This window comes from Sphaerospermopsis sp. LEGE 08334, assembly GCF_015207205.1.
Taxonomy (GTDB): Bacteria; Cyanobacteriota; Cyanobacteriia; order Cyanobacteriales; family Nostocaceae; genus Sphaerospermopsis.
This window is the reverse complement of the sequence record NZ_JADEXH010000015.1, coordinates 76,635-99,390: the sequence shown is the minus strand read 5'-3', so window position 1 is coordinate 99,390 and position 22,756 is coordinate 76,635. Positions and strand designations below refer to the sequence as shown.

The following is a 22,756-nucleotide window of genomic DNA, read 5'->3' as shown; positions in this document are numbered from 1 at the left end:
TTGCTGCTAGGTTGCAATTTAAACATCTGTGCTACAACTGAACGATATAAGAATCTTTTTTGATAAGAAGCTACAGGAACAGGGTTAATTGCTTTTATTTATTCAATACCAAATTGATTGAATATCAGAAGTCGAAATTGGCTGTTTTGACATTGAATTATATAGACATTTGATGTTGTCTTTCATACAAGAACGCTAACTATCAACTGATTAACAACTCACACAAGATACAGGAGAAAATGGCTAGAAACGAAGCTAACTCAGCCCTGAAAATTATTCCATTGGGCGGTTTACATGAAATAGGAAAAAATACCTGTGTTTTTGAATACGAGGATGAAATTGTCCTCTTAGATGCAGGTTTGGCTTTTCCCACCGAGGCCATGCACGGAGTAAATATTGTACTACCTGATACAACTTATTTACGGGAAAATCGCCATAAAATCAAAGGCATGATCGTTACTCACGGTCATGAAGACCATATTGGTGGTATTGCTTTTCACCTGAAACAATTTGACATCCCCGTAATTTATGGACCAAGATTAGCAATGGCCATGTTAGAGGGGAAATTGGAAGAAGCAGGAGTGCGCGATCGCACAGAGCTAAGAACTGTTCTTCCCCGTGATGTAGTCAGAATTGGCAAAGCCTTTTTTGTCGAATACATCCGCAACACCCACTCTATCGCTGATAGTTTTACTGTTGCTATTCATACTCCATTAGGTGTAGTTATCCATACTGGGGACTTTAAAATTGACCATACCCCTGTGGATGGCGAAAAGTTTGATTTACAGCGCCTAGCGGAACATGGTGAAAAAGGTGTACTTTGCTTGTTAAGTGATTCCACCAACTCAGAAGTACCAGGATTTACACCTTCTGAACGTTCAGTTTATCCTAACCTTGACCGGGTATTCTCCCAAGCTAAAGGGCGTTTATTTGTTACTACCTTTGCTTCCAGTGTGCATCGGATCAATATAGTGTTGCAACTGGCCAAGAAACACAACCGAGTAGTGACAGTTGTGGGACGTTCAATGCTAAATTTGATTGCCCATGCCCGGAATTTAGGTTATATCAAATGTGAAGATAGCCTATTTCAACCCTTGCATACTGTCCGGGGTTTACCGGATGAGAACGTACTGATTTTAACAACAGGTTCTCAGGGTGAGACAATGGCGGCCATGACTCGCATTGCTAACAAAGAACACCCCCATATTAAAATTAGGGAAGGAGATACAGTTGTTTTCTCCGCTAACCCCATTCCTGGTAATACCATTGCGGTGGTAAACACCATTGATAAATTGATGATCCAAGGCGCTCATGTGGTCTATGGACGGGATAAGGGCGTTCACGTTTCTGGCCACGGTTGTCAAGAAGAACAAAAACTCATGCTGGCTTTAACTCGTCCTAAATTCTTTGTCCCTGTTCATGGTGAACATCGGATGTTGGTGAAGCACTCGGAAACTGCTCAAAGTATGGGCATTCCCAAAGAAAATATGGTGATTATTCAGAATGGAGATGTGATAGAACTCACAGAAGAATCTATCCGTGTCGCTGCTAAAGTACCTTCGGGTATTGAACTGGTGGATACAACGAGTTCTGGAATGGTAAGTGCCAAAGTGTTGCAAGAACGGCAAACTATGGCTTCTGAAGGACTGGCGACTATTGCGGCTGCTGTTGATTGGAATGGTAAACTGTTGGCTAGACCAGAAATTCACCTGCGGGGTGTGGTGACAAGTATTGAGCGATCGCTGTTATTGAAATGGGTACAGCAACGCATTGAGGAAATTTTGCGGGTTCGTTGGTCTGAGTTTGTGACGGGAAATGAACCTAATGATATAGACTGGGGCGGTTTACAAGGCACTTTAGAGAAGGAGTTAGCCCGTTCTCTACGTCGAGAGTTACAATGTCAGGCTTCTGTAACTTTGTTGTTGCAAGTTCCTGAAAATCCGCCTGAACCTGCTGTAAAGGTTTCTGATGGTAGAAGACGGCGGACTCGTTCTACTGCTGTGGCTTCTTAAGAGTTAGCTCACGCAAAGACGCAAAGGCGCAAAGGTGTTATTGAACATCTTTGCGTTTTTTCTTAGTTTCAGTAAATCAATATCTATTGAAATGGGAAAATAGCTAAAATAAAAATAGCAACATTACATAATAAGTAAATGCTTATGCGCAGTCGAAGTAAGCGTGGCGTTAGCCATACTCCTGGCCTCTCACAGATAACTTTTTCAGCAAACCCTACTTAGGGCTTGCGGAATAATTGATAGTTATGTTAAGTTTTGTAATAGTTACAGCCGAACCCGTCCAAAGATAGAGGTCTTCATTAAAATTTAAAATGTGTCAAGTCAAGTTATGAAAAAGATTGGCTAAGTTGAGTAGACATTTTAAGGAAATTGAGTTTAACTTGACGTAGTAATACACAGATTCTGATTTTCAGTAGCTACCCGCACTTTTTCCGGAATTTACGTCAAAATACTATTCTCCCGGGCAGAGTAATTGTCATATTGTATATTCATCAGTAAGGTGAATACCCTCATAAAAAGAGATGAGTAACCATGAAGGCATCTGAAGGTACAACAAAAAAAATTTTTTTCGTAAGTTGGATATCACTCCATCCAACACATACTGTTCACCAGACTCAAGTAAGTCATTTACAACCTCTTCATAGTCATTCAGGTTGGGATTTTCTGCGTCCTTTGCGAAATTGGTTGGATACTTTTAAAGTAGACGATCGCCAATTTGCTCATCGGGTGTGTAGATTAATTCCGCCTCAATGTCCTTTTGAACGTGATGTTAAATTATTTGGGAAAGTCTTGTTTCACATTCCCCCAATGTGTAAACTCAATCCTTTATATGAAGAAGTTGTAGGTTTAAGATTTCGCGCCCTGTGCTATCTAGCTGATGAATGTGGCGAAGATATTTCACAATATTGTTAAGTCATGCAACAGGAGTCAGGAGTCAGGAATCAGGAGAATTTTAGATTTTAGATTTTAGATTTTAGATTTGATTCATGAAATACAATCCAAAATCCAAAATCCAAAATCCAAAATAGAATCACCAATCACCTAGTATACTGACTGCGCCATTTTTCAATCGCATCCTGAGCGTCTTCATAAGCGATGGTTTGCTTAGGAACTAAAGTAGCAGTTGCAATGGCAGTGTTAAAATCTCCTTGTGCAGCGCGGTTTTTAGCTAATTCTAAAATTTGTTCACTCCATTGATTAATAGATGTTTGGGCAATTTCAAACCCTGGTTGTCCTGGTGGTACTTTTTTTGCTACTTCAATCGCTCGGTTATAAGTAGAAGCTTGTCCTGGTAGAATTAAAGCCTTAGCAGCATCCAACAAAGTTTGATTACTTAAATACTGCTTGGCTTCTAATTTCCATTTTGTAATTAATGTTTTTGCTTGGGGATAAAAGGCTGTATTTTTATTAATTAATTCCGCAGTAGCTATAGCATCAATATATTCTCTCTTGTTAGCCTTTTCCTGGGCTAAATCTAAAATCATTTGACTCCAAACCTGAATATTTTTTTGTGCTTTTTGATCAAGCGATTCACCGGGTGGAATTTTTTGAGCAGAGGCGATCGCTTGACTCAAATCACTAGGTTTATTCGGACTCAGAGACATTTTCTCTAGTTCCAAAATTGCTTGATTACGCTGTTGGGAATCAAAATTGGAAACTACAGAATTTGCGGGTGATTGAATTGTTTCCACCTTAGCAGGAATAGGAGGTAAATTCTGGGAAAATTCCTGGTTATTAGTAGTATTATTTAGGGATGCTGATAATTTATGGAAGCGAAAACTCGCCTGATTGCGAAGAACAAAAGTTGTAATTAAAGCGACCATAGTCATGCTACTGCCCCCCCACAAAATAAATTGTTTCCAAATGGGGGTTTCTGACTGAATAGCAGGTTTAGCGTAGTCTTTAGCAGCAGCGGGAATAAATCTAGATCCGGTGTTTAATTCTGGGGAAGTTGCCAAGATTTGATTAGTATCTACAGTTGAATTAGTAACAGATTCCTCTGAATTTGTAGACTGATCTAACTGTGAAGAAGTTTTGTTGAGGGTAGTTTCTACAGTTTTATTTTCTGTCAACCAAGCTTTTTCTGTAGTGGAATTTTTAGACTCTTTCTGTGTCACTGAGGAGGTAGCAACGGCAAAGTTTTCTTCAGGAAAAATCAGTGGCTCGGTTTGGGAATCATCATCTAATGTCAAGATGGGAATCATGACTGGCGGACTGTCAGGGATGAAAGTGACAGGATTTTGAATAGGCCGCCAATGATGTTGACATAGTTCTGGGGTGAGATAACTCAGATAGGTGTCTAAATCTGTTAAACTGCTACCTTTACCAGAAAATAAAGCTTCTAATAATGCTGCTGTAAATAAGCCGTGACCTAGTTCGCTAATTTCGTGGGAAAATTGCTCTGGTTGACAAGAAAGCATGACAGAAATTTGCAGTTCTTTGGCGGTGTCAATAATTTCTTGACCTACGGGAGCATCAGCTTGTGTACCAAAGGCGCGGTTAATATCAAATATTAGTAATACATTCAACTTGGCAGCATGGAAACTTTGCATCAGTTGTTTCACAGCTATGCCAGTTTCTAACACTTGTTCGGGATTTCCATCAGCGGGCATTAAATAATCTTTGTCGTTATAGTTGACACCATAACCACTGAAGAAAAACCATAGATAGTCCTCTGGTTGCCAAGATTTTGCTGCTAATTCCTCCAATAAAACTACAATATTGTCTTGGATTGGGTAAGAGGATCTTTCCTCTATCGGTGGTGAAGTATTTGTCATCAGTAGGCAATTTTGGGGTAAAAAACCTACTTCTGTCACCAAAAAATCCTTTAGTGCCTCCGCATCGTTTTGAGCGCAACTTAAAGGTTGAAATAACTCATATTGATTGATGCCAATAGCGATCGCCCAGTAATTTGCCATCCCGCTCATTGTCGGTTTTTGTTTACTTGTTGAAAGTAGTTCTTATGACGTTAAGATATCGGAAAATACCAGCAAAGCATTAGATTAAAATGCTCTGTCATACTTCAGAAGTAGCTCAAGTTTATGAACAGGATTTACAGCTTGTCACCATCATCAATCATCCCCTTTTCATTTATTGGCCAATTTGGCAGGAAAATCCGGATCATTCAAGCTGGATGTTGGCTTTTACTGGCTTTTCCTCTCTGGTTAGCTACGGAGGCGATCACCCCCCAAATTGTGCAAGCTTACACCGCTAGAGTTGACTTAGCTATTGATCGTTTACCAGAGGAAACCTACGAAACGGTTTTACGAAGGGCAGAAATGGTAGCTAGGGCTGCGGCTCAACGCAGTTTTGACCAGGATATTTTAGTTACAGAAGTTTCTATCATTGTCACGGCACAAAATCAGGGAATGATCGCCCCAGTTTTGGCGTTAGATGTCAGTCGTATCCAATGGAGACAACGGCCTGATCCCCAACGGTGGGCGACTTACTTCAAAACAGCGCGATCGCTGCTATTTTTTGATCAACCAACCACAGATGATGCTGCTCAACCAAAACAATAATAGTGTGTGGGGTGATGGGGAGGCTGGGGAAGCAGGGGAAGAAAAATACTTCTTCACTGTCACCTGTCACCTGTCACCTGTCACCAATCCCCTTTGTTTTTGAGAAAGGCGAAAATTGTCAACTGATCGCTTAGAATAAAAAGGTTGTCAAGAATCACGATATCCGCTATCATGGCTGTTCCTAAGAAGAAAACATCCAAATCTAAACGAGACAAGCGCCGCGCTACTTGGAGACATAAGGCTGCTGTTGAAGCTCAAAAAGCTCTTTCTTTGGGCAAATCTATTTTGTCTGGACGTTCTAATTTCGTCTATCCCACTGCTGAAGAAGAAGAAGAAGAGTAATCATCTCTTGCTCAGGAAAAGCACTAACCGCGCAGTTATGGGAGTGCTTTTTCTTTGCTTTGCTGATAGCATCAACTACTACCCGCTAGACGCTGCGCGTTAATAGCGGATGTTTCCAGGAGGGAATACCATTTTGGATTTTGGATTTTAGATTTTGGATTTTAGATTTTAGATTGTAAAAGCCTTGCTATGTAAGCTTTTGTGCTTTCCATCTATCATCTTCATTTTTTGTCAGTGATATAAACTAATGAAATTTTTTCAGAAACCAAGTCCAGAAGAAAGTGCAAAAGTTCCTCCTGGCCAACATTTAGCTAAAGGTTTTCCGGTTTTAACTTATGGTGCAACTCCCCAAGTCAGTATTGAGGAATGGGAGTTTCGCGTTTGGGGTTTGGTAAAACCGACTGTGTTTAAATGGTCAGATTTTCTAGCATTACCCCAATATGAATTTACAGCCGATTTCCATTGTGTCACCCATTGGACAAAACTTGATGTTAAATGGACTGGGATTAAGGTGACAGATTTTATGAGTTTGCTGGAAGTAGATCCCAAAGCTGCTCATATTATGGAACATTGTTATGGTGGTTATACCACAAATATTAGTATTCAAGATTTTGTCAGAGAAGAAAATTTCTTTGCTATTAAATTATTTGATGAACCATTACCCGCAGAACATGGTGGACCGATGCGGCTAGTTGTTCCCCATCTTTATGCTTGGAAAAGTGCAAAGTGGATCAATGGTTTAGATTTTTTAGAACATGAAGAATTAGGTTTTTGGGAACAAACCGGTTATCACCGTCGCGGTGAACCTTGGGCGCAAGAAAGGTATAGTAATTAGGGGTGACTGGGGATACAATTTTAGATTTTAGATTTTAGATTTTAGATTGGAGTTGACAAAAACAATCCAAAATCCAAAATCCAAAATCCAAAATTGAGTGACTTCTGCTATAGTTCAGAATTTTAAAAGTTGCTTTAATATTGACAACTTGCCTTTGTAGGGAGCGTATCTTAATTTTATATCTAACCAAAAGGGATTTTTAAGAACACTCTTGTAATGGGAAAAAGTGTCAAAACTAGCTTTACCATGATAACTACCAATCCCACTATTACCTACACCTCCAAATGGTAAAGATGGTACGCTACAATGAATGACTGTTTCATTCAGACAAACTGCACCAGATGAAGTTGTTTGTAAAATTTTCTGTTGTAGGTTTTTGTTTTGAGAAAATAAGTATAAAGTTAAGGGTTTTGGTTGAGAATTAATCCAAGTGATAGCTTCTTCAATGCCTGTATATTCAATTATTGGCAGGATAGGTCCAAAAATTTCTTCCTGCATGATCGGATCTGTAAAGGAAACATTATTAATAATTGTGGGAGCAATATATAATTCACTTGCTTTGGTTTCTCCACCAATGAGAATTTCACCATCTTGCAATAAATTAACCAATCTTTCAAAGTTAGTTTGATTAATTATTCTAGCATAATCTGGGCTGGTTTCTGGATGATCACCATAAAATTCTTTGAGGCATTTTTCTAAATTCACTAATAATTTATCTTTGATTTTTTGATTCACTAAGATATAATTGGGAGCAATACAAGTTTGTCCAGCATTGATAAATTTACCCCAAATAATTCGTCTGGCTGTATGTTCTAAATGAATATCAACATCGACGATACAGGGATTTTTACCCCCTAATTCTAATGTTACGGGTGTGAGATTTTTGGCAGCAGCAACCATGATTATTTTCCCTACATGAGTGCTACCTGTAAAAAAGATATGATCGAATTTTTCTGTGAGTAGTTTTTGACTGGTTTCTATACCTCCTTCCACTACAGCAATATATTCTTCAGGAAAATATTTAGGAATCAGTTCAGCTATGAGTTTAGAGGTATGGGTGGCAATTTCTGAAGGTTTGAGAATGGCACAATTTCCCGCAGCGATCGCACCAATTAAAGGTACAATTACTAATTGAAAAGGATAATTCCACGCCCCAATAATTAACACTATTCCCAAGGGTTCTGGTTGAATTTTGGCTGAAGCTGGTAATAGTTGCCAAGGAACTCCTACTTTTTTGGGTTTAGTCCATTTTTTCAGGTTCTTGATCGCAAATTCAATTTCTTTAATTGCTAAAATAATTTCGCCAGTAACAGCTTCTAATTCTGGTTTATGTAAGTCCGCTTGTAATGCTTGAATAATTGCTGTTTCATAATCAATTATCAATTGCTTGAGGATGACAAGTTGTTGCCTCCGAAAATCAATTTCTTTAGTTTGATTGGTAGCAAAATATTCACGTTGTTGTTTGATGATTTCTCTAATTGAATATTCGTTTATCATGGTAATTATCGGGATTATCTAAAATGTGTAAGTTGGTTTTTATATAATAATAGAAAATTATACCATAGCTTCATATTATTGAACCGCAAAGAACGCAAAGTACACAAAGGAAAGAGAGTTTCAGAGAGTTTTTGGTGTGGCTGCGGTTATTTTGCCTGTGCGCGGAGATTTTGCTGTCATAGGATAGCTATCAGGGTAAATTTAACCTTTCTTAGATTACCTGTATTTGTACCGATAAACAATATAGATCCCCAACTTCTTAAAGAAGTCGGGGATCTGAGTATTACCTTTTCTAAGGTTGAATTACTTAGTATGCCTACTTTAATATCTCAAAATTGCCGCCACTTTTGCCCCATTTGGCATTTCTTCAGATTTTAAAGTGTAAACTCGACCACCATTTACAAGTGTATGCACAGCCGCAAAATCTAACATATCTTGATCATCTGGTTCTGGTTCTGTGTGCAAATCCACAGTCGTATTTTCAGGATCAAATTTTCCCCATTTCTGCTCATCTATAGATACTAATAAAGAATCAACTCGGTGATAAAAAGCCGCCGGAATAATTTCTTTAATATCACTCACAGCTTTTCCCGTTTCTTCACCAGCTAATTGTTCATAAAGTTCTATGGCTGCTTTTTTATCTTGTTGAAATGAAGGTGCAACAATTCGCCAAGCTTCATCATGTAATTGTTGTAAATTGAGAAGTTCTGGATTGCCATTAATGCTTTCGTCTAACAAATAGGGATAGGTATTTGCAGCTTGGTAAATCGGGAATAAATATTCTACTCCTGCTAACACTAATGGCGCTTTTTCATCTTTTAATTTTTCATGTAATGCTTCATCAACAGCGTAAAAAAATTGTAAAATATCATCTTCATGTTTCTCTCTATCAGGGCTACCTTGTCCATGAAATGAACCTGGATGTTGAGCAGCAGAAGTTCTTCCTCTGGGTGTACCAATTCTGTGCTGAACACCTTTTTGTAACTCGTCTTCTAGAAGAGTTTCTTCTAGACGATGTGGCATATTTTCTACTTCCACTTCTTTCAAACTATGCCCTGTACCTGCAAACAATTTTACATCTTTTTGACTCAAAGCCAAAACATAAAATTTTCCATCATTGTTAATAAAATGCAGTAAAGGTTTGAGGTGCAATTGTTCATCAACTACAACTAATTCTGGAAATTCCATTGGTAAACAATAGTAGCGAAATAAGTTTTGGGAAATAAAAATTACTAATCCTTGATTTTGGTGTTCCCAAAAATCACCTCTGTCTAATTCTCTAGCAGGTTGCAGAAAATCAAGAACTTCAGTATGTCTTATCCCCATTGCTTCTAACCTTTCTTCCGCTTCCCGCATTAAATTTTTGAAACGAATGGGATTTTGGCGAATTTCTGCCCCTGCTTTTTGCGTAGGCATATATATAGATACAGATGGAGATTGGGGATTTTCTACTAATATTTTGAGTTCATCAATAGATAAAAATGCCATATGATTATTCATTCCACGTCAATACTTAGGGTTTGCTGAGAAAGTCTTTTCATTAGGGGATAGGAGTCAGGAGTCAGGAGTCAGGAGGAGGTTTGAAAATTTCTTTCCCATCTCTCGAAATACTAAAAAATAGACAAAAACATACTTTCAACTTTTTCACCTGTCACCTGTCACCTGTCACCTGTTACCTGTCACCTGCTATATATCTTTATTTCAACCTCTGACGCATTATTTCTGCATCTTTCTTTTGATAAGGAATTATCTATTTTTTTTATTTTTTATGTCTTTCTTTTGATAGATTTTTAATACCAATTACCAATTATCAATTACCAATTATCAATTACCCATTACCAATTACCAATTACCCATTACCCATTACCAATTACCCATTACCAATTACCAATTACCCATTACCAATTACCAATTACCCATTATCAATTATCAATTATCAATTATCAATTATCATTACTAGCTTTTGACTTAGGATATGCAATCCGTTTATGATGAAATTGTTGCCAAACTTCCACAAAGATTAAGGCAATTTTTGACATTTCCTCTCTAGTCAAACCAGAATCTACTAATTGCCCTTCTTGCCATTTACCACGAATAATATTATTCAACATATTTAATGCTTGTTCTGGTGTCGCATCTTTGAGACTTCTTAATGCAGCTTCACAGGAATCTGCTAACATGACAATTCCTGTTTCTCTAGATTGAGGAATTGGTCCATCATAGCAAAAATCGGCTTTATCTACTATAATATTAGGGTCATCTTTAGCCATTTGTTGAGCTTGGTGATAAAAATAGGCGATCGCCATTGTTCCTTGATGTTCAGGAATAAAAGCTTGAATCGCTGTCGGTAAACTATGCTTTTTCGCCATCATTAAACCCTCAGTTACGTGCTTTTTAATAATTGCTGCACTTTGCCAAGGATCTTTAATTTCTGTCTCATGTTTATTGGGTCCACCCATTTGATTTTCAATAAATCCTAAAGGGTCGTGCATTTTGCCAATATCATGGTATAATGTACCAGCCCTGACCAATTCAACATTACAGCGTAGTTTTTTTGCCGCAGTTTCCGCCAAAGTGGCCACAAATAAAGTATGTTGAAACGTTCCCGGAGTTTCCGTAGCTAGACGCTTTAACAAAGAACGGTTAGGGTTAGCCAGTTCTGCCAAGCGGATAGGTGTAATTAAATCAAACAATTTCTCCAAATACGGACTTAAACCCAAGGCGATAATACTCCAAGCCAAACCAGATAAACCAAATAACAGCGCATCTTGCAGAACCGTATACCAAGCAGAAACGAATGCAGCACCAGCCAGTAAATTCAGGATTAAATAAATACTACCTTGAGTTAAAGCAATAACTATACCTAATAATGCCAATTCTTCGCGGGATTTGAACCTTTGAGCTAAATAACTGCTTAAAATTCCCCCTGAAGCACCAGCTACCAGACCAATTTTACTAATTTCTATGCTGATTGGTAGTATCAGCGACAACAAACCCACAACTGTCACTCCCAAAGCACCGCCGTAAAAGCTTCCTAGCAATAAACCTATGGCTATCCAGGTAGTATAAGGCACATCAATTGCCAAGACACTAGGAATACTCAGAGTCAGCAGTAATATTAACAGGCGATCGCTGGCTCGCAAATGACTGCCAACCCGCCTTTCTACCCAAACAAAAACACCTATAGCCGCACTCACCAAACCGGCTAAACCCATCAAACCCAGCCAATTCACTTCGCGGCGATTCAGGTGATAATAATCCAGGACATCAAATGTCCATTGTGTAATCTTTTCACCTTTCTTGACAATCACTTCTCCTCGTCGCACCTTTTTGATCACAGATGGAACTTGCTCTGCTGCAAGTTGTGCCTGTTGTTGGGTTTTTTCTGCATCTGTTTGCAGATTTGATCCTAATACAGCCAATAATACTTTAGTGGCTAAGGATTCAGCTTCACCTGGTACAGAAATTTGTACTTGTAGACTCACTGCATCCTGTAAAATACTGGGGGGTAATCCTGGAGCTATACCTTGAGCAAGTATCCTTTCTGCACTTTGTTCGATTCCCGTTTTTGTTATTTTCCAGTCGTCATCTGACAGATCCAAAAACCCAGTTTCCCCATATACTGGTTTTTTGCGTTCCGCCTCCATCTGTAATAATTTAGCAATAGCTTGACCATATTTTTCTCTCACTTGAGATATTTGGGCAACCAGTAAAGACAGATTTTTTTCTGAGTTAGTGACACTGTAAGCTTTTAGTTCTGCTAATGTCTGGTCAAAATTATTTTTGCTAGTCTTGCTTTCCTTAGTAGTTGTATTTGTTGATAATGTTGATCCAGGACTAGGCACAGACCGAGAAAATTGATGTCTGTCTGCTGTCCTCAACTTAGACATTGACTTATTTTCTTTTTGATGCTTTTCTAAAGCTTGTTTTAGCTGTTCCCATTCCGATTCTAAACAAGAACGAAGATATTGCTGGGTAGGAATAGGCAAGATAGAAACATCGAAAAAAGGAAAAGGTTCAGTAATATCACGAATTTCATCCCCATCTTCCAGCAGTTGGCGCAAATTTTCTTTAATTTGCTCATTTTTCTGGGTATTGATCATCAATACAGGGTGAGATTTTTCCTGTGCTGCTTTGCGTTCAGTTTCTGTTTGTTCTCGGTCTTCAATACTGGCAGAATAGGGAGCAATAAATGTTTGTGGTGCAAAAGTCCCGATTTTCATCTGGGGCTGGTTGTATAATTCATGACCTATCACACCTGTTAAAGATACTACAGCAATGACTAAAATCACCGTATAACGCTGTTGATGTACCCAGTTGAAAACAACGGCATAAATACCATGATTACGTTTCCAGGATTTTGGTGTTGATTGAGGAGCTTTTCTACCTTGTAGATGTCCACCTTCCTCACTGGTAGGTAATAAATACAGCAGTATATTTTTGATAATGGTCTTGAAAAGTTTTTGATGACGGCTTTGATTTTGGGAACTGCTCACCGAACCAAGCCACTTTCTTTTCCGGCATAACACTTTGTACTGTCGCCGCCATTGTCTCAATTGCTTGGCCAAGGACTGCAAAAATCGCTGCGTTTTCATTGTGAGTGATTTTTTGACAAATACCTTTTACTTTTGATTTTTCAACGCGGGCGAATTACACGAGGTGCTGCAAAAACGGAAAGTGGAACTAATTCCCAATTGATCTTACATCCTTCTTTTGTCAATTCCTGGATATTTAGACTAATATTATACGCACCTGACCAGACTGCTACAAGTTCATCAGCTAATTCTAGCATCACAGAACCGCTACTCATTCCCCATACTGGCTGATTAAAGGCTGATAATACAACTTGCCAATTAATAGGAATCCCCTCTATGCTGTTATATGCCCCTGATAAAGCTCCTGTCAAAGCACAAAACCAAGAGTTTTGCTCTCTTAAATTGTTCTTATCTCGCAAAACTGTCAATCGGAAATCTTCTAAGGTACTCAAAAAACAGTAAAAGGCTAAGGCAATATTGTTACTGAATTTGTCTTGCTTACTGAATTCAGTTTGCGCTTGTGCTAATCCTGCGCCTTGCTCTAATAAATTATTTACTTTTAATAATTTTTGTGGTATTGATGTTTTACTTTCTCCCACAAAATCAATCGTTTCGGGAATGAGGGTGAAAGGATCAAGTGTTTCTGTGAGAGATTTGGCGATCGCATATCCTAAAACAAAAGCTGCATCTATCACTACTGGGTTAGCATCCCAAATTTGTAATAACTGCCATAGATTATATTTGAGTTTAACAGGATCTTCGTGGAAAAAAATCGCTACTGGCAAGGTGGCTAAAATTATTTTTCCCCAAGCATGATCAGTATCTCCTACATCCAAGGATGCTTGTTTGTAACACTTTAACCAGTCTTCTCCATCTAATTTACCCAATTTAATTAAACTTTTACTACCCAGAATCGCAATTTCCCCTAAATCACTAACATTCTGAGTAGCTAAAATTTCTCCTAACAATGCTCCCAGGAAAATACCTCTAACCCGATTTACGAGAGAATAACGCATAATTGGTGATTGGTGACTGGTGATTGGTGATTGGGAAGAGAAAAAAGAAATTCCGCTTCTAACTCCTGTTAATTGTTGAGTCTTAAATGATTCACCAATGCCTGTAAACCTAACAAATAACTTTGGACACCAAAGCCACTAATTTGGCCAATTACCACTGTGGCAATGTAAGAATGATGACGAAAATCCTCTCGGCGGTAAATGTTGCTTAGATGTACCTCTACTGTTGGTAAGTTTACAGCAGCGATCGCATCTCGTAAAGCTACACTGGTATGGGTATATGCCCCGGCATTAATTATAATTCCCTCGTGTTGTCCTAATGCCCGATGAATCGTATCTATCAAAACACCTTCATGATTTGACTGCAAAGGCGTAACTTTCGCCTCTAATTTCTGGGCTTCTGCTGCTAATAGGCGGTTAATTTCCTCTAGGGTGAGAGAACCGTAAATACCCGGTTCTCGTTGTCCTAACAAATTGAGGTTTGGACCGTGCAGAACTAAAATACTTAAAGGCAGCAAAGTTAACTCCAATATCTTCAGGTCATTAGCGACGACGGGAGCGTTCATTCACAGGAATCGGAATTAGTTCCGGTTCGGGTTCAGCTTCGGGACCTAGTAACGCTTCAACTAGCTTCCGCGCTAATTCTTTCAGCTTTTCCAGTACCTTATCTATATAGTCCATTTAACTGAACGCTCCTGAGATACTACCTCAAATTTAACTAACAGGATCATAGAAACTGGCTATTTGTAGCTTTTTTTGTTTCTTATCAAGTTGATAGATTCCTGTGTTTCCAGACTTAAACCAAGTGAAAATTTGGTTTTGTGTCCTTCCTTACTTATTAGATTATCACAATGATCAGGGAATGGGTAAGAGGTAAAATTTCGTAATTTCCCATCTCCCTCATCCCTAATTTGATGCTTCTTTTTTCTTGCTGCTACTGGTAGATGATTTCGTAGTAGTTGCCTTAGTTTTAGAAGTAGTTGTTTTACTGGTTTTACTGGTGGTTTTGCTAGTGGTTTTACGTGTAGATTTAGTAGATGCTTTAGCTTGCAGCAATTCTAATGCATCTGACAGTGTAATATTTTCTACTGTCTTGCCTTCCGGTAGACCCACATTAGTTTTGCCGTGCTTAATATAATGACCATAAGGACCTTCGTAAATATTTACAGGTGCATCATCATCGGGATGTGTACCCAATTCTCTTAAAGCGGCTTTAGATTTACTGCTGCTAGAACTGCGCCCCTTTTTTGGTTCTGCGAATAACTCCAATGCACGTTCCAGGGAAATTGTCAATACATCATCAGTTGCTTTTAAAGAACGGTAGTCTTTACCTTCTTTACCCTGATCATGAACTACATAAGGTCCAAATCTTCCTAAACTAGCTTTAATTTTTGCTCCTGTTTGTGGATGTTCACCCAAGAGTCGGGGAAGTGCCAACAAACCCACAGCCATCTCTAAAGTCAGATTTTCTGGTGTGACTCCTTTGGGGAGGGAAGCTTGTTTAGGTTTGGGGTTTTCCTCGGTTTTGTCTCCCAACTGTACATAAGGTCCATAAGTGCCAATCTTTACATAAATTGGTTCACCTGTTTCGGGATGTCGTCCCACTTGATCAGGTCCTACTGTTTTTTGTCTGAGTAGGACTTCTACCTGTTTGGGATCTAAATCAGCGGGTGTGAGGTCTTTAGGAATGGAAGCTGTCACCACTCCATCACCATTTTCTACTTCTATGTAAGGTCCAAATTTACCAATGCGAACTTTAGCATCTAAGTTTTCTAATTCTACTGTTTTGGCTTTAGTGGGATCAATTTGATTTTCCTGTTCTTTCACCAAGGTTTCTAAACCTTGTTCTCCGAGATAAAATTTCTGGAGATAGGGTAGCCATTGAGCTTCACCTGTAGCAATATCATCCAGGGTTTGCTCCATTTTTGAGGTAAAGCCTGGATCTACAATATCAGGGAAATGTTTTTCTAGTAAGTCGGTGACAGCAAAGGCGGTAAAAGTAGGAATTAAAGCATTGTTCACCAACTGAGCATAACCTTTGTCGATGATTGTACCAATAATGCTGGCGTAGGTACTAGGACGACCAATACCTTCACTTTCTAAGGTTTTTACCAAACTTGCTTCAGTATATCTAGCGGGGGGTTGGGTTTCATGTCCTATTGCTTCTAGTTCTGCACAGGTAGGATGATCGCCAACTTTCAGGGCTGGTAAAATTACTTCTTGGTCTTCTAATGCGGCTTCTGGATCATCGGACCCTTCCACGTAGGCACGGAGATATCCAGGAAAATCTATCCGCTTACCAGAGGAACGAAAACCCGCATCTTCAACTTGCAATTGTACAGTAATTTGGGTTTGGCGAGAGTCAGCCATTTGTGAAGCTACTGTACGCTTCCAAATTAAATCATAAACTGCAAATTCTCGTCCGCTTAAACCAGTTTCTTGGGGAGTGCGGAAAGTGCTACCAGCAGGGCGGATGGCTTCGTGTGCTTCTTGTGCGCCTTTAGATTTGGTAGTGTATTGTCGGGGTTGGGGACTGAGATATTCTTTACCGTACTTTTGTTCTACACAACTGCGAGCAGCGGCGATCGCCTGATCTGACAAATGCACGGAATCTGTCCGCATATAGGTAATATACCCTTGCTCGTACAAATTTTGAGCAATTCGCATAGTATCCCGTGCTGACAGCCGCAGTTTACGGTTAGATTCTTGTTGTAGCGTCGAAGTAGTAAAGGGTGGTGCTGGTTTGCGAGTTACTGGACGTTCTTCCATATCGGCCACAGTCCAGGTTTTGCCCTGCAAACGCTCCTGAAGTGCTAAAGCTTGCTCCTCATTTAACAACACCACATTCCGCCCAGCGGCTATTTGTCCGGTTGCGGGGTCAAAATCGCTACCTGTGGCAATTTTCGTGCCTCCCAGGGCAATTAACTGGGCGCTAAATGATGTTTTTTCATGTAAGAGACTGGCTTTTAAATCCCAATAACTACCTTCATGAAAAGCTCGGCGTTGACGTTCCTTATTTACCAACAACCGCACCGCCACAGACTGCACTCGACCTGCAGAAAGTCCCCAAGCGATTTTTTTCCACAGCAAAGGTGATAGGGTATATCCGACCAGTCGATCTAAAATGCGTCTGGTTTCTTGGGCGCGAACTACTTGTTCATCAATTTCGCGGCATTGTTTTAAAGCTTTTTTAATCGCGTCCTGGGTAATTTCATGAAACACCATGCGCTTTGTCGGCACTTTGGGTTTCAGCAATTGGTATAAGTGCCAACTGATGCTTTCGCCTTCCCGGTCTTCGTCAGTTGCCAATATTAATTCATCGGCATTTTTGAGGGCATCTTTTAACTGGGTGACAACTTTCTTTTTATCTTTGGGGACAACATACACCGGTTCAAAGTCGGCTTCTATATTTACCCCAAGCTGCGCCCATTTTTCCCCTTTGACAGCAGCAGGAATTTCACTAGCTGACTGGGGTAGGTCGCGCACATGACCCATTGAAGCTTCTACCTGATAGTCTTTTGGCAGGTAGTTGCGAATGGTGCGAGCTTTGGTTGGAGATTCGACAATGACGAGAGTTGACATGGAAATTTCAAAAAAAAGAATAGCTGTGAAGCTAAACAGTCAAGTTGAGATAATTTTGGCGAAATGTCAAGATCAAATATCACGCCTAAGCAGTGATTTTATCCTGACACAAATTGCCCCAAAAGGGGGAAATTGCTCTCAACTTCAGGTGCAGTGCTGCTTTGGAGATTTAAACAAGCAACTGCCAAAAATCAATTACCTGGTATTTCCATCTTTAACTTATCTGAGGCATAATTGGCGAATCAGTACCATCAATTCACCGTTGAAGTTTTAAAAGCCCCAGTCTGTTACAAACTTTATTGATTATCATAAGTGCTTGTGATATTTACCATATTTCATCATAAATAACGACAATAGCCAGATTTTGCCTTGCCTATCTGGCAAATATGTTAGCATAGGGAAGAATTAGAGAAGTAAGTTCGACGATACGGTGCTTGTTGTTAGTAATAATTTCAAGCGGCTCGACGGATCAACATCTCTGCATCAATGGATTCTGGAGATTTTCATGTCAATCTACGTAGGGAACTTATCCTACAGCGTCAAAGAAGAAGACCTGACTAAAGTATTTGCTGAATACGGTGCTGTTAAACGAGTTCAGTTACCTAAAGATCGGGAAACTGGTCGTGTTCGAGGTTTTGGTTTTGTGGAAATGGAAACCGCTGCTGAGGAAGAAGCAGCTATTCAAGCTTTAGACGGTGCTGAATGGATGGGGCGTGTAATGAAAGTTAATAAGGCTCGACCAAAAGACTCACAAGGCTATTAACAGTTAACAGTTAACAGTTCTATATCTATCACAATTTTGGCAGTTCAGTAGATTACTGGACTGTTTGTTTTTATGGGTTAGGACTGACATTTTTTTTCTTTTTTTACCCGGGAAGGGGAGAGGTTTTAAACCTGGAATGAAACAATTGTTAATTGTCAATTGTCAATTATCAATTGATAAATGCAATTTTGGTGAAGAACTATAGATAGAATGAACTCAGTTAGCCTTAATCTCTAATCACCAAAACCTATACATCTCATGGATTTTGCTAATATTGCATCCCAGTTGAATGCGGGAACTATTCTACCAGAGGGAATTGTGATTCTCACCCTCTTGGGGGTTTTGATTGTGGATTTGATATTGGGGCGCACATCTTCTCGCTGGATCGGATATCTGGCGATCGCTGGTTTATTCGCGGCGATTGTCGCCCTATACTTTCAATGGGATTCTACCAATCCTATCGGTTTTACTGGTGGTTTTAATAGTGATGACCTCAGTATTATCTTTCGCGGTATCATTGCTCTATCTGCCGCTGTCACCGTCTTGATGTCTATTCGCTATGTAGAGCAAAGTGGTACGGCTTTAGCGGAATTTATCGCTATTTTATTAACAGCTACCTTGGGAGGAATGTTTGTCTCTGGTGCTAGTGAGTTGGTGATGATTTTCATCTCCCTAGAAACCCTGAGTATTTCCTCTTATTTGTTAACAGGTTATACTAAACGTGACCCCCGTTCTAATGAAGCGGCGCTGAAATACCTGTTAATTGGAGCTTCCAGCACAGCCGTATTTTTATACGGTGTATCATTGTTATATGGTTTATCTGGTGGACAAACGGAACTAAGTGCGATCGCCAACGGTATCGCTACAGCCAATGTAGGTCAATCTCTAGGTTTAGTCATTGCTCTTGTTTTCGTTATTGCTGGTGTGGGTTTCAAAATCTCCGCTGCACCCTTCCACCAATGGACACCAGACGTTTATGAAGGCGCTCCCACCCCTGTAATCGCTTTTCTATCCGTCGGTTCTAAAGCCGCAGGTTTTGCTTTAGCTATCCGGTTATTAACGGTAGTTTTCCCCGTCGTTGCAGACGAGTGGAGATTTGTTTTCACCGCCCTGGCAGTCTTGAGTATGATTTTGGGTAACGTGGTTGCCCTCGCTCAAACCAGTATGAAACGGATGTTAGCTTATTCATCTATTGCCCAAGCTGGCTTTGTGATGATTGGCTTAATCGCTGGTACAGATGCAGGTTATTCCAGTATTATTTTTTACTTGCTCGTTTACCTGTTCATGAACCTGTGCGGTTTTACCTGTATCATTCTCTTCTCCCTGCGGACAGGTACAGATCAAATTGCTGAATATTCAGGTTTATATCAAAAAGACCCATTGCTTACACTAGGTTTAAGTATTTCTCTCTTATCCTTGGGTGGTATTCCCCCATTAGCAGGGTTTTTTGGGAAGATTTACTTATTTTGGGCAGGTTGGCAAGCTGGCCTTTATTGGTTAGTATTGCTAGGTTTAGTGACTAGCGTTGTTTCCATTTATTACTACATTCGTGTAGTGAAAATGATGGTAGTCAAAGAACCACAAGAAATGTCTGACGTAGTGAAGAATTATCCTCAAGTACGTTGGAACTTACCAGGTTTTAGACCTTTACAAGTTGGGTTGATAGTAACTTTAATTGCTACAACTATCTCCGGTATTTTGTCAAATCCGCTGTTTACTTTGGCTAATAATTCTGTTGCTAATACTCCGATTTTGCAAGCAGCAAAAGTTGCGAGTACACAAGCAAGCGTAATTGTTACTGAGGCAGCAGAGAAATTGTAGATTGATTAATGGGTGATGGGTGATTAACTCATTGCCCATTTTTTTAAGGAGTTCAGAAGTTCAGAATTATGATTGTTTAATTTTCTGACAAAAAAATTATAAAAATTAACTCGCTTTTGGTTCTAATTCTTCAATTTCAGAGATATCCAATATAAGGTTTTAGGTAGGGCTTGCTGAATAAATCTGAAAACTTTATAGGTAAAGGATTATTAAAAACCTACCCCTGTGAGGAACCCCTACCCCCTGCCTCTTACCAAAAATCCCCTTAGCCTCATCATGCCAAGGGGATAAACTTTTTTAATACAGTCAATAAATTATTTACAACAAATATCATACCATCGGATACTGTTGACCAAGGCAAAAATTATGCTATGATCAGCGACGGTAATGTAGGTAATTAACTAAAAACCTGCTAGGGTGGTTTAGTAATACCCGTGCTGTCGCTCTGGTTCTGGTTGCACCATTGCAAAGTTTGAGCCATCGTATAAGTAACGGTTTGCTTCTTCCTCTAAACGGTGAATCAGATAGGGTTCTATAGCGTTACTTTGTCGCAGTGCGGCTAAAAATCCATCCAAATACATCCGCATATCATCCATACGATAACCGCGATTCCATAACTCGACGAAGGCGTCAGTCAGTTTTTGGTAATAGCGAATGGTTTGTGTGTCCTGGAGCATAACTGCCGTGTTAATCTCTAAAAAATGAGAATTGTATATGATTCACGCTTGAAAGAGAAGTATGACTTCCTTCTTTAGTATTAACCCAAAGTTAATATTTAGACGTTGGGTCAGACCCCCCAAAGCTGTAAGCATGAACAAATCCTATTTACAAAATTTGATGATAGGATTTTTATCTAAAACTGTCCTTGTAACTTAGCCTCTCACTCAATAGATAGATTTTTAAGGTTTGTTTTTCTAGTTTACTATACTTTTTAAGTTGGATGGTCAAGCCAACAAAATTTTGGTTAATTCTCAGACATAAGCATAAACAGGATCTTTATAACCACGTCCAAAATTAAATTTATCTAAATTTCTTGCAAGGTTTTCTTTGAGCAAATGTAAAGATAATATCAACTGAAGTAACAAAAACTACAAAACCTTGAGCCTGAGATTGTTAATTTGAAAATCATCGACGCTAAGGGGTCTTGCAACTGTGGGATCGGTTTGTATTGAAATTGTTGAGGGGAATCCCCATCTGAGGTCGTTGCTGGGTTGGCACTTGCAACAACTGGAATACAGAGTACATCAAGCCGCCAGTATTTATCAAGCAAGGGAAGTGTTTTTAAGCCATCAGCCAACCTTGGTTATTCTCGATGCGGATTTATCAGATGGTGACGGTATCGAATTTTGCCGTTGGTTAAATCGTCAGGATCAGCCTTTAATTCTCATGTTATCTGCTCGCAATAATGAAGCGGATATTGTCGCTGGTTTAAAAGCGGGAGCAGATGATTATTTAAGCAAACCTTTTGGAATGCAGGAATTTTTGGCGCGGGTAGAAGCACTAATTCGCCGTAAACGCATACCAACTGCACCAGCTTATTTGGATTATGGCAGTTTACAAATTGATTTAGTACAGCGCCGAGTCCGTTTTCAAGGTGAATTTATTGATTTAACACCCCAGGAATTTAGTTTACTTTATGTTTTAGCCCAGGCGGGTGGAGTACCTTTGAGTAGATCGGAGTTACTGCGTCGTGCTTGGCCAGATGCTATTGATAATCCCCGGACTATTGATACTCACGTTTTATCATTGCGGAAAAAGGTGGAACTTGATCCGCGTCAACCCAGTTTAATCCAAACCATCCGTAATGTTGGCTACAGATTTAACATGGAAATTTTAAACGCTACTGTTCCACTTGCACAACCTAAGTTAACGAAAGAGAGATTTACCAATCCGCGTTCTACCCTTGCAACTCAAAGCACTTAGGATGAGGTGACAGGTGACAGGTGACAGGTGACAGTTTATTCTTACCCATTACCCATTACCCATTACCCATTACCCATTACCCATTACCAATCATCTTGATTTTGTGCTGCTATCAAGTTGGTTTTTAGGTCTTCCCAGTTGACTTGTGATGTTGGTAAGTTCGCTAAAATTTGACCTTGCTGAAGATGCAATACACGGTTGCTAAATTCTTGGGCAATGTCAAGTTGATTATTTACCATCAATATCACGGTTTTAAGGGGTTGGGAAGGGTCTTGAACTGGTTGGTTCAGGTGGTTTGACAAAAGAGAAGTTTGTGCGGGGTCTAGGGCGGAAAAAGGCTCATCTAGCAGTAAAATTTGGGGTTGGATGACTAAAGCACGGGCGATCGCAACTAATTGTTTTTGACCTGCTGAAAGTTGTACTTCGGTACGTCCTAACCAATTTTCAGGAATTTGCAGTTGTTCTCTCCAATAACTGACTTTTTCCTGAATTTGCTGCTGCGGCCACTTTCGCAAAACTAAAGGATAAGCTATGGCTTCCCCAACTGTCATCCCCAAAAGTTTAGTTTCTTGGTGTACTAATGTTACTTGTTGACGTAGCTGGATAATGGGAATTTGGTGATATTCCTGATTTTCCAGATAAATTTTACCACTGGTGGGTTCGGTTAAGCGGTTGAGGAGTCGCAGGAGGGAAGTTTTACCAGCACCGGAATGGCCGATAATTGTCATGCGATCGCCACTAAAAACTTCAAAGGAAATATCCTGTAAAATTGGATATCCTGGTAAATTGTTCCTAGCTTGACTTTTGAGTTTTGTAGATAGATTAATTTGCTCTAATTTGAGCATAGGTGATTCATAATTGATAATTGACAATTGATAATTGATAATGGGTAATTGGGAAAAATTAACT

General features: G+C 39.5%; 19 protein-coding genes. 9 read left to right on the top strand and 10 right to left on the bottom strand.

The window, feature by feature from the left end; all coding sequences use genetic code 11:
- Positions 1–239: 239 nt before the first annotated feature.
- Positions 240–2,012, top strand: coding sequence for a ribonuclease J (locus IQ237_RS10760; protein ID WP_194054911.1), 1,773 nt, complete (start codon positions 240–242; stop codon positions 2,010–2,012).
- Between the two features lie 531 nt (positions 2,013–2,543).
- Positions 2,544–2,924 (top strand): Mo-dependent nitrogenase C-terminal domain-containing protein, encoded by a 381-nt coding sequence (locus IQ237_RS10755; RefSeq protein WP_194054909.1) that lies wholly within the window; start codon positions 2,544–2,546, stop codon positions 2,922–2,924.
- A gap of 125 nt (positions 2,925–3,049) precedes the next feature.
- Here IQ237_RS10755 and IQ237_RS10750 read toward each other — a convergent pair whose 3' ends face one another.
- Positions 3,050–4,930 carry a caspase family protein gene (locus IQ237_RS10750; RefSeq protein WP_194054955.1) on the bottom strand — a complete coding sequence of 627 codons (1,881 nt, stop codon included), beginning with the start codon at positions 4,928–4,930 and terminating at the stop codon, positions 3,050–3,052.
- A 123-nt stretch (positions 4,931–5,053) separates the two neighbouring features.
- Between IQ237_RS10750 and IQ237_RS10745 the strand changes: the two genes are divergently transcribed.
- The 3 genes from IQ237_RS10745 to IQ237_RS10735 all read left to right on the top strand — a co-directional run bounded on the left by IQ237_RS10745 (position 5,054) and on the right by IQ237_RS10735 (position 6,710).
- A complete protein-coding gene (locus IQ237_RS10745) occupies positions 5,054–5,533 on the top strand; it encodes a hypothetical protein (protein WP_194054907.1) in 480 nt (159 codons plus the stop codon).
- Positions 5,534–5,704: 171 nt separating this feature from the next.
- Positions 5,705–5,875, top strand: coding sequence for a 50S ribosomal protein L32 (gene rpmF / locus IQ237_RS10740; RefSeq protein WP_194054905.1), 171 nt, complete (start codon positions 5,705–5,707; stop codon positions 5,873–5,875).
- 247 nt (positions 5,876–6,122) lie between these two features.
- Positions 6,123–6,710 carry a sulfite oxidase-like oxidoreductase gene (locus IQ237_RS10735; protein WP_194054903.1) on the top strand — a complete coding sequence of 196 codons (588 nt, stop codon included), beginning with the start codon at positions 6,123–6,125 and terminating at the stop codon, positions 6,708–6,710.
- Between the two features lie 114 nt (positions 6,711–6,824).
- Here IQ237_RS10735 and IQ237_RS10730 read toward each other — a convergent pair whose 3' ends face one another.
- Positions 6,825–8,207: an aldehyde dehydrogenase gene (locus tag IQ237_RS10730; protein WP_194054901.1), complete on the bottom strand. Its 1,383-nt coding sequence runs from the start codon at positions 8,205–8,207 to the stop codon at positions 6,825–6,827.
- 321 nt (positions 8,208–8,528) lie between these two features.
- The gene (locus IQ237_RS10725; RefSeq protein WP_194054953.1) at positions 8,529–9,695 is read right to left on the bottom strand and encodes a hypothetical protein; all 1,167 of its coding nucleotides are present in this window, start codon (positions 9,693–9,695) and stop codon (positions 8,529–8,531) included.
- A 298-nt stretch (positions 9,696–9,993) separates the two neighbouring features.
- Here IQ237_RS10725 and IQ237_RS26905 point away from each other — a divergent pair, with 298 nt between their 5' ends.
- Positions 9,994–10,167 (top strand): hypothetical protein, encoded by a 174-nt coding sequence (locus tag IQ237_RS26905; RefSeq protein ID WP_309225752.1) that lies wholly within the window; start codon positions 9,994–9,996, stop codon positions 10,165–10,167.
- Here IQ237_RS26905 and IQ237_RS10720 read toward each other — a convergent pair.
- The 5 genes from IQ237_RS10720 to topA form a co-directional block, all read right to left on the bottom strand.
- On the bottom strand, positions 10,151–12,802 hold the full coding sequence (locus IQ237_RS10720; protein WP_194054899.1) for an HD family phosphohydrolase: 2,652 nt from the start codon (positions 12,800–12,802) through the stop codon (positions 10,151–10,153). The two genes, IQ237_RS26905 and IQ237_RS10720, sit on opposite strands and share 17 nt — an antisense overlap.
- Positions 12,803–12,843: 41 nt before the next feature.
- On the bottom strand, positions 12,844–13,758 hold the full coding sequence (locus IQ237_RS10715; protein WP_194054897.1) for an ADP-ribosylglycohydrolase family protein: 915 nt from the start codon (positions 13,756–13,758) through the stop codon (positions 12,844–12,846).
- Positions 13,759–13,826: 68 nt separating this feature from the next.
- Positions 13,827–14,324 (bottom strand): type II 3-dehydroquinate dehydratase, encoded by a 498-nt coding sequence (gene aroQ / locus IQ237_RS10710; RefSeq protein WP_194054895.1) that lies wholly within the window; start codon positions 14,322–14,324, stop codon positions 13,827–13,829.
- Positions 14,302–14,439 (bottom strand): hypothetical protein, encoded by a 138-nt coding sequence (locus IQ237_RS10705; protein WP_187040763.1) that lies wholly within the window; start codon positions 14,437–14,439, stop codon positions 14,302–14,304. The genes aroQ and IQ237_RS10705 overlap by 23 nt, the downstream gene beginning before the upstream one ends.
- Positions 14,440–14,664: 225 nt before the next feature.
- Complete coding sequence (gene topA / locus IQ237_RS10700; RefSeq protein WP_194054893.1) at positions 14,665–17,340, bottom strand: type I DNA topoisomerase; 2,676 nt, start codon at positions 17,338–17,340, stop codon at positions 14,665–14,667.
- A 505-nt stretch (positions 17,341–17,845) separates the two neighbouring features.
- On the opposite strand from topA, the gene IQ237_RS10695 reads away from it, so the two are divergent.
- Positions 17,846–18,103 (top strand): RNA-binding protein, encoded by a 258-nt coding sequence (locus IQ237_RS10695; RefSeq protein ID WP_194054891.1) that lies wholly within the window; start codon positions 17,846–17,848, stop codon positions 18,101–18,103.
- A gap of 258 nt (positions 18,104–18,361) precedes the next feature.
- Entirely contained in the window at positions 18,362–19,924 is a 1,563-nt protein-coding gene (locus IQ237_RS10690; RefSeq protein WP_194054889.1) for an NAD(P)H-quinone oxidoreductase subunit N, read from the top strand.
- 422 nt (positions 19,925–20,346) lie between these two features.
- Here the strand turns inward: IQ237_RS10690 and IQ237_RS10685 are convergent, their stop codons facing one another.
- Positions 20,347–20,601: a DUF6761 family protein gene (locus tag IQ237_RS10685; protein ID WP_096570112.1), complete on the bottom strand. Its 255-nt coding sequence runs from the start codon at positions 20,599–20,601 to the stop codon at positions 20,347–20,349.
- A 475-nt stretch (positions 20,602–21,076) separates the two neighbouring features.
- On the opposite strand from IQ237_RS10685, the gene IQ237_RS10680 reads away from it, so the two are divergent.
- On the top strand, positions 21,077–21,847 hold the full coding sequence (locus tag IQ237_RS10680) for a response regulator transcription factor (protein ID WP_194054887.1): 771 nt from the start codon (positions 21,077–21,079) through the stop codon (positions 21,845–21,847).
- Between the two features lie 83 nt (positions 21,848–21,930).
- Here IQ237_RS10680 and IQ237_RS10675 read toward each other — a convergent pair whose 3' ends face one another.
- Complete coding sequence (locus IQ237_RS10675; protein ID WP_194054884.1) at positions 21,931–22,692, bottom strand: energy-coupling factor ABC transporter ATP-binding protein; 762 nt, start codon at positions 22,690–22,692, stop codon at positions 21,931–21,933.
- Positions 22,693–22,756: the final 64 nt, after the last annotated feature.

Coding starts and splice junctions, on each gene's coding strand:
- IQ237_RS10760 (WP_194054911.1), top strand. CDS start 240: ATGGCTAGAAACGAAGCTAACTCAGCCCTGAAAATTATTCCATTGGGC.
- IQ237_RS10755 (WP_194054909.1), top strand. CDS start 2,544: ATGAAGGCATCTGAAGGTACAACAAAAAAAATTTTTTTCGTAAGTTGG.
- IQ237_RS10750 (WP_194054955.1), bottom strand. CDS start 4,930: ATGGCAAATTACTGGGCGATCGCTATTGGCATCAATCAATATGAGTTA.
- IQ237_RS10745 (WP_194054907.1), top strand. CDS start 5,054: ATGAACAGGATTTACAGCTTGTCACCATCATCAATCATCCCCTTTTCA.
- rpmF (WP_194054905.1), top strand. CDS start 5,705: ATGGCTGTTCCTAAGAAGAAAACATCCAAATCTAAACGAGACAAGCGC.
- IQ237_RS10735 (WP_194054903.1), top strand. CDS start 6,123: ATGAAATTTTTTCAGAAACCAAGTCCAGAAGAAAGTGCAAAAGTTCCT.
- IQ237_RS10730 (WP_194054901.1), bottom strand. CDS start 8,207: ATGATAAACGAATATTCAATTAGAGAAATCATCAAACAACAACGTGAA.
- IQ237_RS10725 (WP_194054953.1), bottom strand. CDS start 9,695: ATGGCATTTTTATCTATTGATGAACTCAAAATATTAGTAGAAAATCCC.
- IQ237_RS10720 (WP_194054899.1), bottom strand. CDS start 12,802: ATGAAAACGCAGCGATTTTTGCAGTCCTTGGCCAAGCAATTGAGACAA.
- IQ237_RS10715 (WP_194054897.1), bottom strand. CDS start 13,758: ATGCGTTATTCTCTCGTAAATCGGGTTAGAGGTATTTTCCTGGGAGCA.
- aroQ (WP_194054895.1), bottom strand. CDS start 14,324: ATGAACGCTCCCGTCGTCGCTAATGACCTGAAGATATTGGAGTTAACT.
- IQ237_RS10705 (WP_187040763.1), bottom strand. CDS start 14,439: ATGGACTATATAGATAAGGTACTGGAAAAGCTGAAAGAATTAGCGCGG.
- topA (WP_194054893.1), bottom strand. CDS start 17,340: ATGTCAACTCTCGTCATTGTCGAATCTCCAACCAAAGCTCGCACCATT.
- IQ237_RS10695 (WP_194054891.1), top strand. CDS start 17,846: ATGTCAATCTACGTAGGGAACTTATCCTACAGCGTCAAAGAAGAAGAC.
- IQ237_RS10690 (WP_194054889.1), top strand. CDS start 18,362: ATGGATTTTGCTAATATTGCATCCCAGTTGAATGCGGGAACTATTCTA.
- IQ237_RS10685 (WP_096570112.1), bottom strand. CDS start 20,601: ATGCTCCAGGACACACAAACCATTCGCTATTACCAAAAACTGACTGAC.
- IQ237_RS10675 (WP_194054884.1), bottom strand. CDS start 22,692: ATGCTCAAATTAGAGCAAATTAATCTATCTACAAAACTCAAAAGTCAA.